Genomic DNA, 17910 nt, shown 5'->3' with positions numbered 1-17910 from the left:
ACTAAAAAAAGGTATTTAGTCTTCTTTTGATTCCTTAATCTTACCAAAAAGACGGTTAATTTTTCCGTAGATAAATTGATTGGTTTTTACATAATTCAATGCTATGAGACAAACTACTAACCAAAATAATAATGCCCCAACAACAGCTTCCCAAGGTTGTAGTGTTTTACCAATCAATCTATTCAATCCAAAGCCTGTAAAACTTCCGTAAATTATTATGAAATGAATTACATAAATAGACAATGTTTTTTGTCCGATTTTTAAAATTAAAGAATGTTTTAAATAGTCTTCTAACAAATAAAAAAGTGCAAATAACATAAAAACATCCCCCAATCTTTTAAACAAGTAATTGAAGCCAGCACTCAATTTAATAATCTCTAAATCAGTAACTCTGTACAAATAATACAAAAACGAAGTAGAATGATTGATTAGAAAAAATCCGATGATAAACAAACTCGTAATAACAGTTTTCTTGAAAGTTTGGCGCTCTAAATATCTGTAAAAGATGGTTGCTAAAAATCCTCCATAAGCTACATATCCAAACCATGGCAAAATAGTAAAAACAGATTTGTTTGTTTTGGTCATATAATTGGCAATGGCAATGGGTAAATTATTGATTTCTAAATTTCGATACCAAGGCTCCGTAATAAAAATAACCGTTCCAAGAATAAATAATAGTATTGAAAATATCAATGTTTTTTTTAAAGTAAACACATACAGCAAAACAATCAAAATCAGAGATAAACCAATACATTGCAATACATCAACTGCCAACCAAGCTGTACCTAAATCGCCGTAAAATAATTGAAATAAGGGAATTCTTAATAAATACCCAATACCAATCAACATAAATCCTCTGATAATTCCCTTTTTAATTCGGAAGTTTAATTCCCCCTTTTGTTTGGCTTTAAGCATTAAATAGGTAAAAATTAAACCTGAAATGGTAAAAAAAGTGGGAGCTGTGATTCCTCTAAAATATGACCAGATTCTAAAAGCAATATATTCATCACTCCTAAATTGAGGATCTAATAATGTATCTACAAAATGACCTTGCAGCATCATTAAAATAGCAATAGCGCGAACGATATCAATAAAATAAAGGCGAGTTTGTTTCAAAGTGTACTTAAAGTTTATTGCGAAAGTAAGAGATATTTTTCAAAAATTAGTAATAACAAGTCATGTTTTCAATCAAAATCAAATCAGACTAATTATTAGCAACTTTGATTTGTGAGTGTTGTATGGTATTTTTTGATTATTTTTATTGAAAAATTTAACCATGGTTACGTTTCTAAAAATGCTTAAAAAATTCATTTTTCCGATAACGCTCTTAAGCATTTTAAGTATTTTATCTGTTGTGATTTTAACAGAGGCCCTGTATTTGAATTTTACATCACCCAATTTATTTAGCGGTTTTTATATATCTATTGTTACTCCTATTGCAATTGGCATTTGGATTTTGTTCATTTTAGAGAGAGTTTTACTTCGAAAAATTGCTTATAAAATTATTATACTTTCGGAAATTGGAATCGCATTCCTATTATTTATAATTTTTTCATATCAAAATTCAAAAACTAGCATCCGTATTGAAACAAATAAACCTTTTGTGTTAGTACTTTTTGATGCTCCGAAATCATCCTCAATTTCCTTTGAAAAAAAGGGACTTTTTAGCAAAGAGTTGGTTATAAAAGACACCAATCTTATTCATTTGAATCCTTCTTTCGAATTTAAAAATGATTTAAAAATAGAAACACCTGAGCATTGGAAACAAACTAGCACAGACAAAAGTAGTACTACAATACAAGGCAAAAAAGTAGGATATCTATTTATTATAAACAGTGAATTGCCCAAAAGTTATCTTATCAATAGCGAAAAATACATTGACAGTTTACTTCATATAAACACTGCAAAATAAACATTTTCAGTAGTTAAAAAAAACAAAAAACTATTCGTATTGTGCCATTTCATCATCATAAAACTGAGAAGCTTGCTCAATTAACGATGGCAATTCGTTGGCAATATCTTCTTCATTTTCTTCTGATAAATCTTCAAACCACTCAATTTCATCATCTTTTAAGTTGATTACGAAACGTGGAAATTCTGTGTGCAACACAAAAATATCTTCTGGAAATTGGCTGTTGTCTGCCAATAAAAATTTAGGTAAGTTCATTTTTCTTTGCGATAAGTTTTAAAGTTAAGGAATTAAATCTGATAAATAATAAAATAGACGCTGTTGTCAATCCTGCTAATAATCCAAGCCAAATGCCAAAACTACCTAAAACAGCCTCTTTTCCTAAAAAATATGAAATTGGAAAACCAACAATCCAATAAGAAATAAATGTTATTAAAGTAGGAATTTTTACATCTTGTAAACCGCGTAAAGCCCCTAAAATCATCACTTGCGCACTGTCTGAAATTTGAAAAATAGCAGCTACCAAGAGTAATTTTGAGGCTATGCTTACTACCTCTAGATTGTCTTGAAAATTTACTGCATCTTTAAAATCAACATATACTTTAGGCAAACTTTGATGAAATATAAAGAAGAAGATTGCAAAAATACTTGCCATAATCAATCCTAAAAATAAAATAGAAAATGTAATTCTTCGCAACTCAACAAAATTTTGCAAACCTTTTTGATTGCCTACACGAATCATGGCAGCTACACTAAATCCAATGGCAACCATAAATGTCATTGATGCTAAATTGAGGGCAATTTGATTGGCTGCTTGCGGATTTTTACCCAACAATCCACTCAACCAAACAGCTGTGGTAAAAATAGCTACTTCAAAAAACATTTGCATCGCTGTTAAAGAACCCAAATTGATGATTTTTTGAAACATGGCACTTTCCACAACAAATATTTTAATGTTTTTCAAATACTTTCTTGAACGATTGTTTTTGCGTAAAATGAACCACAAATACGCTACCATTACAATTCTAGAAATTAATGTACCATAAGCAGCACCAACAATACCCATCTCAGGAAATCCTAATTTTCCAAAAATGAGTACATAATTAAAAAATATGTTTACAATATTTGCCCATAAAGTGGCATACATTGGATATTTTGTCAAAGACAATCCGTCACTAAATTGTTTGATTCCCTGAAAAATAATCAAAGGTATCAATGAAAAAGCCACCAAATCTAAATAAGGAAGTGTCAATGCCACTACTTCTTCAGGTTGTTGCATGTAGTGTAAAATTGGTTTTGAAAAAAACAATACTAAAAAAAGTAAAATTCCTAAAACAGTACACAGAATCAATCCGTGTTTGTAAGATGATTTTACCAAAGTTGTGTTTTCAGCAGCATCTGCTTCAGCCACTAAAGGTGTAATTGCCGTTGAAAAACCAATTCCAATTGACATCGCAACAAACATAAAACTATTGCCCAAAGAAACAGCTGCCAATTCTGCAGTACCTAATTGACCAACCATTATGTTGTCTATAAAACCAACAAAAGTATGACCCAACATCCCTAAAATTACAGGAGCAGCTAAATACCAATTTTTCTTGAATTCGGATGTATATTGCGAAATGTTCACGGTACAAATTTTGAGCTTGCGAAGATACGTAATCTTCATAAATTAAAAAGATGCAGAAGTTATCAACCTTTTCACAAAAATATAGATAAATTTAAGTATTTTTGGAGCTTTAAAAATTTAAAATAGCAATGGCATCAATTACATTAAAAGGAAACCCAATAGAAACCATAGGTAATTTACCAAAAGTAGGCAGTAAAGCTCCAAATTTTTCACTAGTAGCTCCAGATTTATCTCACAAGACTTTAGCTGATTATTCAGGCAAAAAAGTAATTTTAAACATATTTCCAAGTATAGATACAAGTACTTGCGCAACCTCAGTTAGAACCTTTAATAAAAAAGCAGCTGCTTTAGAAAACACTATCGTTATTTGTGTATCCAAAGATTTACCTTTTGCTCAAACTCGTTTTTGTGGAGCTGAAGGCATTGAAAACGTTCAGGTTTTATCAGATTTTGCCACAGGAAGTTTTGGTAAAGATTATGGATTAGAAATTACTACTGGACCTCTTGCACATTTGCATTCAAGAGCCGTAGTTTTAATTGATGAGCAAGGAAATGTAAGTTACACTGAACAAGTTTCGGATATTGTTGATGAGCCAAATTATGAGGCCGCTCTTAAAGCTATTTAAAGAATGATAGATCCTAATGATAGTTTTTTAGTTGGAAGGCTTAAAAGTATAAAGTATGCTTTAAGAGGTACTTGGATTTTAATTACTACAGAAGATAGTGTAAAAGTTCAATTGTCTTTTGGAGTTTTAGTTACCATTTTAGGTTTTTACTTCGGGATTTCATCCACAGAATGGATGATGCAAACCTTGGTGATTGGAATGGTTTTAGTTGCTGAATCCGCCAATACTGCTATTGAAAAAATAGCTGACTTTGTAAATCCTGAATACCATAAGCAAATAGAAGTTATTAAAGACGTTGCTGCTGGCGCACCAAGTTTTGCTGCTTTTGCAGCAATTGTTATTTGTGGAATTATTTACGTTCCTAGAGTTATCGCTTTATTTTAAGGAACTAGTTATCTTATTTATTAGATTAACTTTCAATGGCTAAAGAAAAAACGAATACACAAAAAACAGTAGCAAATACTGAAAAAAAATCAGTATTTGCATTTTTAAAATCAAGGCAAACAACTACCATGCTTGCTATTTTTTTTATCTTATTTGCTGTTTTTTTAATTTCTTCATTTATTTCTTTCTTTTTTAATTGGCAAGAAGACCAAAGTACTTTACAACAATTTTTCAATAGAGAAGTTATTGCCAAAAACCTGTTAGGAAAGGTTGGCGCAAACCTGAGCCATTTTTTTATTTACAAAGGTTTTGGAATTGCTGCGTTTATCATCACCTATAAATTATTGTACACAGGATATGCAATTCTGTTAAAAAAACCATTTTCTAAAGTGATTATTTCTTGGAATTGGGGATTGATTTCCATGATTTGGATTTCAGTTACTTTGGGTTTTTTACCAGATGATTTTGCCATTTTATCTGGAGTTGTAGGAGTTGAAATCAATGAATATTTACAAACGTTTATTGGAAAAACAGGTTTAATTATCGCCCTTATTTTCTTATTTATCAGCTATTTAATTGTACGATATAAAGTTACATTTGATGATTATATAGAAAATTTAAAAATAAAACGCGAAGAGCGCAGACTTCAAAAAGAGGCTGCACTTGAAAAGCAAGCTTTTGAAGCGTCTTTGCAAGAGCCAATCAAAGAAGAAGCTCCTGTTTCCAATACCATTATTTTTGATAACAAAGAGAAATCCACTTTTGAAAGACCTTTAGAAAATCTAAAACCAACTATTTCTAGTTTTTCAGATTTCTCAAAAAAGCATGTTGCTGATATTCCTGTAACTTTAGATGAAGATGAAACTGAAGATGATGTAAACATTGAACCTTCCTTAATTTCCAATGATGTTGCAATTGATATAGAAAAAGTTGAAGAAGAAGAACATGAAGTTGAAAATTTATCAGACAAACTTTTAAAAGACTTTGGTGAATTTGATCCAACATTAGAATTGTCAAACTTTCGTTTTCCAACCTTCAATTTACTCAGACAATACAACGAAAGTATTTCAATTGATCCTGATGAATTGGAAGCCAACAAGAATAACATTGTTGAAACGCTTAAAAATTACGGAATTGGAATTTCCGAAATTAAAGCAACAGTTGGGCCAACCATTACCCTATATGAAATTGTACCTGATGCAGGAATCCGAATTTCAAAAATTAAAAATTTAGAAGATGATATTGCCCTTTCATTAGCTGCTTTAGGCATTCGTATCATTGCGCCAATTCCAGGAAAAGGAACTATTGGTATTGAAGTTCCTAATAAAAGACCAACAGTAGTTTCTATGCATTCTGCGATTTCATCCAAAAAATTCCAAGAATCTCAGATGGAATTGCCAATTGCCTTAGGAAAAACAATTTCTAATGAAACTTTTGTAGTTGATTTGGCAAAAATGCCTCACTTGTTGATGGCAGGTGCTACTGGACAAGGAAAATCAGTTGGATTGAATGCTGTATTGACATCGCTTTTGTATAAAAAACATCCTGCAGAAGTAAAATTTGTTTTGGTTGATCCTAAAAAAGTAGAACTTACTTTATTCAATAAAATTGAGCGTCATTATTTGGCAAAATTACCAGACACTGAAGAAGCAATTATTACGGATACTCACAAGGTTATCAATACGTTAAATTCATTGTGTATTGAGATGGACAATCGTTATGATTTGTTGAAAGCTGCCATGGTGCGCAACATCAAAGAATACAATGAAAAGTTTAAAAAACGTAAATTGAATCCGAATGAAGGTCATCAATTTTTACCTTATATAGTATTGGTAATTGATGAGTTTGCTGATTTGATCATGACTGCAGGAAAAGAGGTTGAAACGCCCATTGCACGTTTGGCTCAATTAGCTAGAGCTATCGGAATTCATTTAATTGTTGCTACGCAAAGACCCTCTGTAAACGTAATTACAGGGATCATCAAAGCCAACTTTCCATCGAGAATTGCGTTTAGAGTTACCTCTAAAATTGATTCAAGAACCATTTTAGATGCACCAGGTGCTGATCAGTTAATTGGACGTGGAGACATGTTGTATTCTGCTGGAAATGAATTGATTCGAATTCAGTGTGCTTTTGTTGACACACCCGAAGTTGAAAAGATAACAGATTATATTGGGTCACAAAAAGCGTATGCGCAAGCCTATCAACTGCCAGAATTTATTGGTGAAGAAGGTGGCACAACTCTTGATAATAATATCGAAGACAGAGATAAATTATTTAGAGAAGCAGCAGAAATTATCATTACTGCTCAACAAGGCTCAGCCTCACTTTTACAAAGAAAATTAAAATTAGGATACAATAGAGCTGGAAGATTAATAGATCAATTAGAAGCTGCTGGTATTGTGGGTCCTTTTGAAGGTAGCAAAGCCAGACAAGTATTGATCTCTGACTTTACAAGCTTAGAACAATTATTAGAAAATGAAAGAAATGAATAGTATGATTAAAATGGGGATGCTTTGCGTCTTTTTATTGACAGGTAATGTTGTATTTTCTCAAAATTCAAAAGAAGCAAAAGCATTGTTAGATGAGGTTTCAACGAAAATGTCAGCCTACAAAAACATGTTTATCGATTTTAGCCAAACGTTGGTAAATGAAGATGCAGGTATAAAATATGGTGATGAACCACCAATTAGAGGAGAAATTGTAATATCTGGAGAAAAATATCAATTAGAATACTTGGGAAACACTTTTTTATATGATGGTAAAAAACTACATGTAATCAATCACGATGAAAAAGAAATCGCCATCACCAAAGGAGATTTAGATGCTGATGACGGATTCATTTATCCCTCAAAATTATTTACATTTTACAAAGAAGGTTACCAATTTAAAATGGGTAAATTGCAAAATATCAATGGAAGAAACATTCAATTTGTTAGTCTTTTTCCAATTGATAGCTCATCAGAAATTGTAAAAGTTGAATTGGGTATTGACGCGAAAACGAAGCATATTTACAATCTTATCCAAACAGGTTCAAATGGATCTAAAACAACCTTTACCATCACTAAATTTAAAAGTAATGAAGTATTGAGCGATTCATTTTTTACCTTTGACAAACAAAAATACTTAGCTAAAAAATATACTATTGATTAGTTGTTTTCAATTAACAGTTAATTAATAGCATTCTACCAAGAAAGAAACTATTTTTGTGCTCGATGAAAATTTTAGACAGATACATCCTTAAAAGTTTCTTAGTTCCTTTTATAGCGACATTTCTCATCGTGCTTTTTGTTTTGGTTATGCAATTGCTGTGGCAAGCTTTTGAAAACATTGCAGGTAAAGGCGTTAGTATTGGCTTTATCCTAAAGTTTTTATACTACACAACTTTAATGATTATTCCTCAAGCTTTGCCAATTGGAGTGCTTCTCTCTTCGATCATGGCAATGGGGAATTTGGGAGAAAACTATGAATTTGCTGCTGCAAAATCGGCTGGAGTTTCATTACAACGTTTGGTAAGACCTATAGCAATTTTGGCTATTTTATTAAGCATTGCCAATTTCTTTTTTTTGAACAACGTATTTCCGTATGCAAAGTTAAAACAAGCAAATTTATACCTTAACATCAAAATGAAAAAACCTGCCATGTCTTTAATTCCTGGTAGTTTTAATGCAGATATTCCTGGATATCAAATAAAATTCGATGAAAAATATGGAGCAGAAGAAAATTTGTTAAAAAACGTTTTGATTTATGACTTAAGAGGTGGCAGAGGAAATCAAAAAGTAATTACAGCCGAAAAAGGAAAAGTGCTTTCTAAAGAAGGTAGCAGATACATAACGTTGGTTTTAAACAATGGAAACTTTTACGAAGAGCATGTAAAATCTGCAAGAACTCCTGCCAAAAGAAGTAAAATGGCTGCTTCAAGCGCCACTTTTAAAGAGTATGAATTTAATATTGATGTGGGTGATATTTTAGATGATGGAAAGTTAGATTCTATCAACAACACTGGAAGTCCTATGATGTTTCGTTTAGAAGAATTGAAAGATACCGTTCCTAAATTAAAATATACCTATGATGAAGATATGCAACTAAGAGCGAATAATATTTTTGCCTCTACAGATGCTAAAGAATTGATACAAATCCCTGATTCTCTTCAAAATAACAAATTAGCGAAACAAACTTTAGACAATTTTGAATTGACCGAAAAAATTGTGATTTTGAATGCCGCTGTTGCCAAAACAAATAGATTGTTGAGTACAATTACCAACAATACAGAGATTTTAAAATTCAAAAGAAAAGTTTTAAATCTATACGAAACTGAATATTATAACAGAGTCGCTTTGTCTTTATCTTGTGTGATTTTGTTTTTTATAGGTGCTCCTTTAGGGTCAATTGTACGAAAAGGAGGTTTTGGAATGCCTATGATTCTAGCCATAGCTGTTTATGTAACCTATCACTTTTCAAATACTTTCGGAAAAGGATTGGCAGAAAACAGTTCGATTACCGCATTTTTAGGATCGTGGATTTCTGCAATCATCATGATTCCGATTGCAATTTTACTTACAAACAGAGCTACCAAAGACAAAGGTATTTTTAATATTGACACTTTTTTACAACCCATTACAGGATTTTTTAAAAAATATATCCCTTCAAAAAAGCAATAATGACACCAAAATATAGCACAAAAACGAGCCAATTACACAGCATTGAAGAAGCAATCAATGACATCAGAGATGGAAAAGTAATTATTGTGGTTGATGATGAAAATCGTGAAAATGAAGGAGACTTTTTAGCCGCTGCAGAAAAAGTAACTCCAGAAATGATCAACTTTATGGCGACTTATGGTAGAGGATTGATTTGTGCTCCTTTAACTGAAAATCGTTGCAAAGAATTGGAATTGGGCATGATGGTAAGCAACAATACAGATCCAATGGAAACTGCATTTACCATTTCTGTTGATTTGCGTGGAAAAGGAGTTACTACCGGAATTTCTGCATCTGACAGAGCGTTGACAATTAAAGCGTTGATAGATAAAGATACCAAACCTTTTGATTTGGCAAGACCTGGACATATTTTTCCATTACGAGCCAAAGAAGGTGGGGTTTTAAGAAGAACCGGTCATACAGAAGCTGCAATTGATTTTGCACGTTTGGCAGGCTTGCAACCAGCAGGAGTTATCGTAGAAATCATGAATGAAGATGGTACAATGGCACGATTACCACAGTTGCTTGAAGTGGCTAAAAAGTTCGACATCAAAATTGTTTCAATTGAAGATTTGGTTGCTTACAGAATGGAACATGATTCTTTGATAGAAAAGAAAGAAGATTTTGAATTTAAAACTCGTTTTGGCACTTTTCGTTTGAGAGCTTACGAACAAACCACTAACCAACAAGTTCATTTGGCACTGACCAAAGGTTCTTGGAAATCTGATGAAGCTGTTTTGACGAGAATCAATTCAACCCTAGTAAATAATGATATTTTAGGGACACTTACCAATGATGCTGATAAAAAACTAGACAAAATGTTTCAGGTTATCAATGATGCTGAAAAAGGCGCTATTTTATTTATCAATCAACAAAACCAATCATCAAACTTATTAAAAAGATTGGGAATCGTTAAAGAAAATCAAGCGAAAGGCGAACTAAAAGCACCTGCAATTGCTATGGATCAAAGAGATTTTGGAATTGGTGCACAAATATTACACGATTTAAACATCAGCAAACTAAAATTAATTTCCAATTCTCCACAAACCAAAAGAGTGGGTATGATTGGCTATGGTCTAGAAATTGTTGAGTATGTAGGATTTGAATAATTTTTTTAAAAACCTACCTCTCTCCTACTTTAAAACATATAAAACAGAAACGCCTGTTACAAGATTGTAACAGACGTTTCACCCAACCAAAACTAATCAAACAATGATTATTTTTTATATGTTAAAATTGATAAACTACAGATAGTTTTGCAAAAAATGGTGTTCCTGGTGTAAAATGAATTTCTTCTACTGAGTTGACTTCGTTTTGTAATCTTGATTCTGTAGCAAACTGTGTTTCGTTCCAAGCTACATTGAAAAGATTTTCTATGGCAAAGCCAAAAGTGGTATTTTTTACATGGTAATTAATGTTGATATCACTTACAAAATAGCCTTTTGCTACAATGCTATTGTCTTCATTTGCTGGTCTATCACCCAAATAACGGTAATTGAAACTTCCTGAAAAATTTCCCATTTTTGTCATAGAAAGTCCACCAGCCAACGTAAAATTAGGTGCTAACGGAATAAAGTCTTCTCCTGAAATGGCTTCTAAACTTCTAGCTCTAGTTACAGTTGCATCTGAAGTGAAAAATAAATTGTCTGTCAATTGATAACGCAAACCTAAATCCAATCCAAAACGTTCTGATTTTCCTGAGGGTTCTACAATTCCTGCATCACCAACATATACAAATTCTTCTTCTGAAAATAAATACCAAGCTGCAGTATTGATGACCAAATTTTTTGTTGGTTTCCATATATTTCCGAAATCTAAACCATAAGCTCTTGGTAAAATTTTATCCGCATCTTGTTGTAAAACGACTCTCGCATCATTGGAGTGAAAACCAATTCCTGATTTTAAAAACCACTGAATATTATCATTTGGTGTATAAAAAAAGTTCAATTTTGGATTTACGATTGATTTTGTATTTGACAAGGTTTCGTAATTCGAACTCAATGCATCATTGTATAAAAACTTAAAATAATCAAAACGCAAAGCGGGTGCAATTTTAAATTTTCCTAACTCAAAAGTGGCATTGTAAAATACATAGGCGTTGGTTTGTTGAATATCTCCTAACTGAACGTTTTGCAAGATTTCCGTTCTGTTTTTAGTACTTGCCAATTGATTTGCGTTGCTATTATCAAATCGAAAACCAATTCCTTTATTGATGGTAGTTTCTGTTTTTCCATTGTCTAAAATATCGGTAAACTGCACGTTCATTCCGAAAATGTCACGCTCTTCAAATTGTTTGATTTGATCACCATCCACAGGATTTTCTAGAAAAAATGTAAAGTTGGAAAACAATTCGAAATTGTAATTGCTATAAAAAGCATTTGCTTTCATAAACGAATTGTCAGTCAACGTTTTTTGCAATTGTACATTGATATTTGAACGAGAAGTTGTACCTCCTTCAGTATCATCAATCGCTCCAAATCGCGAAATCATGCCATTATCAACAGCTCTTTGCGGAATTTGTCCTGATGCATCCCATCTGCTTGTAAAATGCGAAGTGGTAAAAGTCAACTTGTCTGAACCATTCAAATAGGTATTGTATTTGGCAAATAAGTTCAATCTATTGAAATTTTGTGGCGACTCAAAAGGGCCATCTGTTTCTATATATTCCACTGCAACATAAGCATCATCTTTGCTGTTGTGATTCAGTAAATTGAACATTCCTAAGGTTCTAAAAGAGTTGAAATCTCCATATCCAAGTGAAACTGTATTTGTTGGAAGGCTATTTTTAGTATCAAAACTTACATATCCAGCAGTATTAAAATCACCTTGATTGGCATAATAAGGTCCTTTACCAAAATCGATTTTTTGAATCGTTTCTGGGATGATAAAATGCAAATCACTATATCCTTGACCATGAGCGTGTGAAACCATATTGATAGGCATTCCGTCTACAGAGAGCGTGATATCTGTTCCATGATCAATATCAAAACCACGCAAAAAAATCTGTTCTGCTTTTCCACCTCCTGCGTGTTGACCGATGAATAATCCAGGAACTTTACGTAAAATTTCTTGAGAATTATTTACAGGATTCAATTGCAAATCAACTCGAGCAATGGTTTTTAAAGCATCTTTTTCTTTTCCGATAATAAATTCATCCAACTGAAAAATATTGGTTTCTAATTTGATGTTGATCCCTTCTTGCAATTGAGTTGCAGTAATAGTAATGACAGCTTTTTTAAAGCCTAAAATGCCAATTTCTAATTGATTTCCAGTAACTGTTTTGTCTAAAATAAAATTTCCATTGCTGTCAGTATGCGTATGTGAATTCGTGTTTGAATTGAAAACATACGCATTTTCAATAGGTTGATTCATCACATCTAAAACACGTCCTTTGAGTTGTTGCGCAATTGCCGAAAATGTGCTTATAAATAAGGCAAAAATTAAAATTCTTTTTTTCATTTTGTTTGATTATAGTTTGGTTAATATTTTAGCAGTATTTGGGCCTAATTCAAAGCTACTTTCTTTTAAATCAGCTACTAATAAATCAGCTTCTTTATTTTTGTTGTTTGCTTTTAAAATTTGTACTGCATGAAATAATAATTCTGGTTCAAAAGTATGGGGAATAACCTGTTTTTCTGTGATACTTAACGCTTTTTTAACATCACCATTTTTAAAATAAGCCCATGCCAGTAAGTCATAAGATTGTGCTGTTGGACGCTCTAATACTTCTTTTTTTGCAATTTCTATAGCTTCTTTTACCTTAGTTTTATCATCTGCTAATAATACAACATTGTATTTTGCATACATGGCACCGTATTTTTCATTATTTACTGCTGTAAAATACTGTTTGATTTGTTGTTCTTTTTCTGCAAAATTCCCCGAATATTCTGCGATTTCCGCTTTTAGTAAATGAAGATCAGGTGCCATGGTTTCTTGTTCTATAGCTGCTAAAATATCCAAGGATTTTGCCGGATTTTTTTCATGTGAAAAAATAATCCAAGCGATTCCTTTTTTTGCATAACTATTGGTTGGATTTATTGCTAAGGCTTTTAAATACGACTGATATGAATCTTGCAATCTACCAGCATGACCATAATAATCGCCCAAATTAGTGTATGTCCATTCTAACAAGTCAGATTTGTTAGAGTTTTCAATCTTTTTCAAGGCTTTTTCTAAATAATTGATGGCACTGTCTAAGTTTCCAATGGCATCACTAAATTTTGAAATTCGGATTAAATATTCGAAACTATTAAAGTCTTTTACGTTGGATAAATATTCTTCTGCTTTTTTGATGTTTCCCAATTCTAAATACACATCAATCAGTTGAAATTCTGTCAATTGACGATTTTCACCATTTTGTTCTGCTTTCAATAATAAGCTTAACGCCTCTTTGAAACGGTGTTGTGAAACATAATTTCTTGCCAAACTGCGCAAATAACCAGCATTGTCATAATTGGTTTTTTCGTTTGCTTGTAAAAGATTATTTTCAGCTTCTTTTAAATACTCAATATTTCCTGTGATGGAAAACAACTGAGTGTTTGCAGCTGCAATTTTTTGTAAATAAGGATATTGATTGGGAGTTGTTGAAAGTTTTGCTGACCAAAATTCTAATTCTTCTTGGGCATTTTTTAGCGAAACATTTTCAGTAACTTTTAAATAATTAGCATAGTCTTTTGGATTGGTAATTTGCTGTTTTGTTTGTTTTGAACAGCTCACTATTATCAAAAATAGTACTATGATATATGAGATTGTTTTCATGAGTTGGGTTGGTTTTGGGTTATTGTTTTTAAAATAACTGGCGTACATGTAGGGGTCTATACGCCAGTTTATAAGGGGTTTTGTACTTTTAGGGGGAACTAGGGGTTTTAAAATTTAGGGGTGAAAATTATTTTTTACCAAGGACTAGCCAAATAAGGGAAAGATGTTAAAAATGGTTTGTCATTTGCATCAACATTATCATTTGACAAAGTTGGGTTTTCAGAAAAATCTTCTCCTCCAAAAATCAACAATAATTCAACAGTAATTACGTCATCTGCCAAAGCTCTTCCTGTTAATACATTTGTTCCGTCAAAAAATGTTGTTGTTCCATCTAAAGAAACGTTTAATACATCTGTAGCTAACAATCCTGTAAAAGATGCTGCATCCAATCCTAAGGCATTTTTGTCACCTGCATTTGCAAAAGCCGGACTCAATCCCATTAAATTTGTTTGAAACATAGATTGGAATGCAGCTCCTTGTTGAGAAGGCACAGTTGTGTTAAAAGTATTTTTACTTGCTGATGACACAAAAACCGTATTGACTGCTGGTCTTCCCATTTGATCTTTTTGCACATAAACTCCTGCAAATTGATTGTCCATTTCAGACATATTATCGTCATTATTGTTGCAACTGATTACGAAAAATGCAAAAGTTGCGATTGCTATGTATTTTAAAATTGGTAATTTCATGATTTTGTTTTTTAAAGTTTTGATTTAATTATTGTTTTGTTTTTGCTTCAACCCAAGTATTGATACTTCCTGAGCCTCCAATACTACTTTTTGGAACTTCCACTACGATTGATAACACATTAGATCCTGCAAATGTATCTGCTCCTGGATTGTTGAAACCTGTTGCATTGCCTGCCAATATTGCTCCATATTGAGCAAAATCCATAAAGAAAGGATCATCTCTAGGTCCTGCAAAAAATTTCATTCCATTTTGGTTTGCAATAATAGCATTTGAACCATAAGGAGTAATTGCTACTTCTGATTTTGTTGCCATTACATTTACAAAACTGTTTAATCCTGGTGAAGCTGGTGCTGAAGGTCCAAAGAAATACATTTTACCATCTCTTGGAATTGCCTGAATTACCAAATCTTCGATTTTATCATCATTGGTATCAATGTTGAATTCAATCATTACATTTTCATCAAATGATGCACTTGCTGTTGCTGTAGGACTTAACAATCCTTGAATGTTAGCAACAAATACTAAATTGTTGGTGTCTTCACCTTGAAAAGCGTAGAAATCTGTAATGTCTGCGCTTGTTCCTTGTGTTGCAGGAGCATCAATGTGATCTGCTGCAATTGCTACTAAACCAATAATCGCCGTGAAAATGGTTACTGCTAAAATTTTTGTTTTTTTCATTGTGTGAGTTTTTAATGTTTGTTTTAATTTGTTTCTCACACATACTTACGAGAGAATTAAAGTTACGGTTTTAAAAAAGTTGATTTTTTTTATTTTTTTTTTTACAAACCCTTATAAATAAAGAGAAAATCAATAGAAAAAAATTCAGTCTCACAAAATATTTGTAGTATTGCAATACCAATTTGAATGCATTTTGAAAGAAACTGAGCCAAAAAAAGACTGGAAAACGAGACTTCATGGAATAATTTATGAAGCAGAAACCAAAGAAGGAAAACTTTTTGATGTTATCCTACTCATCTTTATTCTTGCAAGTGTATTATTGGTGATGTTAGAAAGTGTAAAATCTATCAATGAAAAATATTATACCATTTTAAATATCTCAGAATGGATTATTACCATTTTATTTACCATCGAATATATTTTGCGTGTCATTTCTATTAAAAAACCACTCTCCTATATATTCAGCTTTTATGGAATTATTGATTTGCTTTCTACAATTCCAAAATACCTGTCTTTTATCATTGTAGGCTCACATAATTTGATTGCATTGAGAGCTTTGCGTTTATTACGAGTCTTTAGGATTTTAAAATTAACACGTTATGTTGGTGCATCAAACAGACTGATTATTGCACTAAAAGCAAGCAAAACAAAAATTGCTGTATTTTTATTTTTTGTCATTATACTTTGTACCATTTTAGGAACTATCATGTATATCATTGAAGGTCAAGAAAATGGCTTTACCAATATTCCAAAAAGTATTTATTGGGCAATTGTAACGTTAACTACTGTTGGTTTTGGTGATATTACTCCACAAACTCCTTTTGGACAATTCATAGCAAGTATTATTATGATTTTAGGATATGCCATCATTGCAATTCCAACTGGAATTGTAAGTTCAGAAATGACAAAAAACAATCAAGAAATTGAAAATAATACCGAAGTTTGTCCAAATTGTGCCATTGAACATCACAAAGAAAACGCTAAACATTGCTATAATTGCGGCAGTAAATTACATTCATGAATTCTCAACAAACAAAAACACTTATCACTATTGTTGGCCCAACAGCCATTGGTAAAACTGCCTTGAGTATTGAATTGGCAAATCATTTCAATTGTGATATTATCTCTTGTGATTCGCGCCAATTTTACAAAGAAATGACCATTGGCACAGCAGTTCCTGAACCTGAAGAGTTGACTGCTGCAACACATCATTTCATCCAAAATATATCCATTTTTGAGGATTACAATGTAGGTCAATTTGAAAGAGATAGTTTAAAAACGTTGGAGTTCCTTTTTTCAAAAAATCCGATTCAAATAATGGTTGGTGGCAGTGGATTGTATGTGAATGCTGTGTTAAATGGTTTGGATGATTTTCCAGAGGTTGATGCGTCAATTCGTGAAAAACTCAAACAAGAGCTCCAAGAAAAAGGCATTGCCTATTTGCAATCACAACTCAAAACGCTTGATATAGAAAGCTTTGAAACCATTGCAATAGACAATCCTCACAGAATTATGAGAGCTTTAGAAATTTGTTTGGGCACTCAAAAACCATATTCTTCATTTAAAAACAAACAAAAACAAGCAAGAGATTTCAATACAATTCTGATTGGTTTAACTGCAGAAAGAAGTGAAATTTACAGCAGAATAAATCAACGAGTTGATCATATGATGCAAAAAGGATTGCTAGAAGAAGCTAAAAAATTATATCCTTACAAAAATCTAAACGCACTACAAACAGTTGGTTACAGAGAGTTGTTTGATTATTTTGATGGAAAAATTACCTTAGATTTTGCCATTGAAGAAATAAAAAAAAATACGCGCAGATTTGCGAAACGACAATTAACGTGGTTTCGAAAAGATGACCGAATTTTGTGGTTTGATTATAAAACGAATTCCCAGCTAATTATAAAGGCAATTTCTGAAAGATTGGCTACTTTTTAACGAAGAACGCTTTTGTAGTTCACTCACTTTTATATCTTTGCGAATCAAAATAACAATCATGAAATCAAAATTAGTTTTATTAGGAGCTCTTTTAATGGCAAGTGTCGCTTTTGCTCAAACCAAATTAGGTACTATTGATAATGAATATATCATTAATTTAATGCCTGAAGCCAAAATTGTGGTAAAAATGGCACAAGAATATGGTCAAAAATTAGACTCGTCTTTTTCTATAAAAATGCAAGAATATCAAGCAAAAGTGGATGATTACAAAAAAAATGAAAAAGAATATGGCGAATTGATGAAAAAAACATTGATTACAGAAATCCAAACCATGGAGCAAGACATTCAAAAATACCAAGAAAATGGCTCAAAATTGATGCAATTAAAACAAAACGAATTGATGCGTCCTTTGTATAAAAAACTGAATGATGCCATAGATTTGGTTGCTAAAGAAAATGGATATACTCAAATCTTAACAGTGCAAGGAAATCAATTTGCCTATATGGATGAAAAATTTGACATTACTAAATTAGTAATGAAAAAATTGGGCTTAAAAGAACCTGAAGTAAAAGAATAATATCTTCTAATAAAAAA

Annotated in this window: 17 protein-coding genes; 10 read left to right on the top strand and 7 right to left on the bottom strand. The window is 32.0% G+C overall.

Going from position 1 to position 17910, the window contains the following annotated elements; all coding sequences use genetic code 11:
• Positions 1-15: 15 nt before the first annotated feature.
• Positions 16-1116, bottom strand: a complete 1101-nt coding sequence (locus WHA43_RS01545) for a heparan-alpha-glucosaminide N-acetyltransferase domain-containing protein (protein ID WP_105045413.1) — start codon at positions 1114-1116, stop codon at positions 16-18.
• Between the two features lie 178 nt (positions 1117-1294).
• Between WHA43_RS01545 and WHA43_RS01540 the strand changes: the two genes are divergently transcribed.
• Positions 1295-1912 (top strand): hypothetical protein, encoded by a 618-nt coding sequence (locus WHA43_RS01540; RefSeq protein WP_146104883.1) that lies wholly within the window; start codon positions 1295-1297, stop codon positions 1910-1912.
• Between the two features lie 30 nt (positions 1913-1942).
• Here the strand turns inward: WHA43_RS01540 and WHA43_RS01535 are convergent, their stop codons facing one another.
• Both WHA43_RS01535 and WHA43_RS01530 read right to left on the bottom strand, forming a co-directional pair.
• The gene (locus WHA43_RS01535) at positions 1943-2167 is read right to left on the bottom strand and encodes a hypothetical protein (RefSeq protein ID WP_105045411.1); all 225 of its coding nucleotides are present in this window, start codon (positions 2165-2167) and stop codon (positions 1943-1945) included.
• Positions 2154-3539: an MATE family efflux transporter gene (locus tag WHA43_RS01530; RefSeq protein WP_211290294.1), complete on the bottom strand. Its 1386-nt coding sequence runs from the start codon at positions 3537-3539 to the stop codon at positions 2154-2156. Before WHA43_RS01530 ends, WHA43_RS01535 begins: the two co-directional genes overlap by 14 nt.
• Positions 3540-3667: 128 nt before the next feature.
• On the opposite strand from WHA43_RS01530, the gene tpx reads away from it, so the two are divergent.
• The 6 genes from tpx (at position 3668) to ribB (ending at position 10358) form a co-directional block, all read left to right on the top strand.
• Entirely contained in the window at positions 3668-4165 is a 498-nt protein-coding gene (tpx, locus tag WHA43_RS01525) for a thiol peroxidase (protein WP_105045409.1), read from the top strand.
• 3 nt (positions 4166-4168) lie between these two features.
• On the top strand, positions 4169-4549 hold the full coding sequence (locus WHA43_RS01520) for a diacylglycerol kinase family protein (protein ID WP_105045408.1): 381 nt from the start codon (positions 4169-4171) through the stop codon (positions 4547-4549).
• Between the two features lie 35 nt (positions 4550-4584).
• Positions 4585-7044, top strand: a complete 2460-nt coding sequence (locus tag WHA43_RS01515) for an FtsK/SpoIIIE family DNA translocase (RefSeq protein ID WP_105045407.1) — start codon at positions 4585-4587, stop codon at positions 7042-7044.
• Positions 7037-7702: a LolA family protein gene (locus WHA43_RS01510; RefSeq protein ID WP_105047246.1), complete on the top strand. Its 666-nt coding sequence runs from the start codon at positions 7037-7039 to the stop codon at positions 7700-7702. Before WHA43_RS01515 ends, WHA43_RS01510 begins: the two co-directional genes overlap by 8 nt.
• A gap of 62 nt (positions 7703-7764) precedes the next feature.
• A complete protein-coding gene (locus tag WHA43_RS01505; protein ID WP_105045406.1) occupies positions 7765-9210 on the top strand; it encodes an LptF/LptG family permease in 1446 nt (481 codons plus the stop codon).
• Positions 9210-10358: a 3,4-dihydroxy-2-butanone-4-phosphate synthase gene (gene ribB, locus WHA43_RS01500; protein ID WP_105045405.1), complete on the top strand. Its 1149-nt coding sequence runs from the start codon at positions 9210-9212 to the stop codon at positions 10356-10358. Before WHA43_RS01505 ends, ribB begins: the two co-directional genes overlap by 1 nt.
• Before the next feature lie 121 nt (positions 10359-10479).
• Here ribB and WHA43_RS01495 read toward each other — a convergent pair whose 3' ends face one another.
• The 4 genes from WHA43_RS01495 to WHA43_RS01480 form a co-directional block, all read right to left on the bottom strand.
• Positions 10480-12708 carry a TonB-dependent receptor gene (locus WHA43_RS01495; protein ID WP_105045404.1) on the bottom strand — a complete coding sequence of 743 codons (2229 nt, stop codon included), beginning with the start codon at positions 12706-12708 and terminating at the stop codon, positions 10480-10482.
• A gap of 9 nt (positions 12709-12717) precedes the next feature.
• Positions 12718-14007, bottom strand: coding sequence for a tetratricopeptide repeat protein (locus tag WHA43_RS01490; RefSeq protein ID WP_105047245.1), 1290 nt, complete (start codon positions 14005-14007; stop codon positions 12718-12720).
• Positions 14008-14141: 134 nt separating this feature from the next.
• On the bottom strand, positions 14142-14696 hold the full coding sequence (locus WHA43_RS01485) for a DUF4331 family protein (protein WP_105045403.1): 555 nt from the start codon (positions 14694-14696) through the stop codon (positions 14142-14144).
• Positions 14697-14724: 28 nt separating this feature from the next.
• Positions 14725-15375, bottom strand: a complete 651-nt coding sequence (locus WHA43_RS01480) for a DUF4331 family protein (protein ID WP_105047244.1) — start codon at positions 15373-15375, stop codon at positions 14725-14727.
• A gap of 193 nt (positions 15376-15568) precedes the next feature.
• Between WHA43_RS01480 and WHA43_RS01475 the strand changes: the two genes are divergently transcribed.
• Genes WHA43_RS01475 through WHA43_RS01465 form a run of 3 tightly spaced genes read left to right on the top strand, consistent with a single transcriptional unit; the run spans position 15569 to position 17893 of the window.
• A complete protein-coding gene (locus tag WHA43_RS01475) occupies positions 15569-16396 on the top strand; it encodes an ion transporter (protein WP_105047243.1) in 828 nt (275 codons plus the stop codon).
• On the top strand, positions 16393-17316 hold the full coding sequence (gene miaA, locus WHA43_RS01470) for a tRNA (adenosine(37)-N6)-dimethylallyltransferase MiaA (RefSeq protein ID WP_105045402.1): 924 nt from the start codon (positions 16393-16395) through the stop codon (positions 17314-17316). The genes WHA43_RS01475 and miaA overlap by 4 nt, the downstream gene beginning before the upstream one ends.
• Before the next feature lie 58 nt (positions 17317-17374).
• The gene (locus WHA43_RS01465) at positions 17375-17893 is read left to right on the top strand and encodes an OmpH family outer membrane protein (protein ID WP_211290293.1); all 519 of its coding nucleotides are present in this window, start codon (positions 17375-17377) and stop codon (positions 17891-17893) included.
• The last annotated feature ends 17 nt before the right edge of the window (positions 17894-17910 follow it).

It is taken from the genome of Polaribacter gangjinensis (genome assembly GCF_038024125.1).
GTDB lineage: Bacteria > Bacteroidota > Bacteroidia > Flavobacteriales > Flavobacteriaceae > Polaribacter > Polaribacter gangjinensis.
This window is presented reverse-complemented; position numbering and strand designations above follow the sequence as displayed.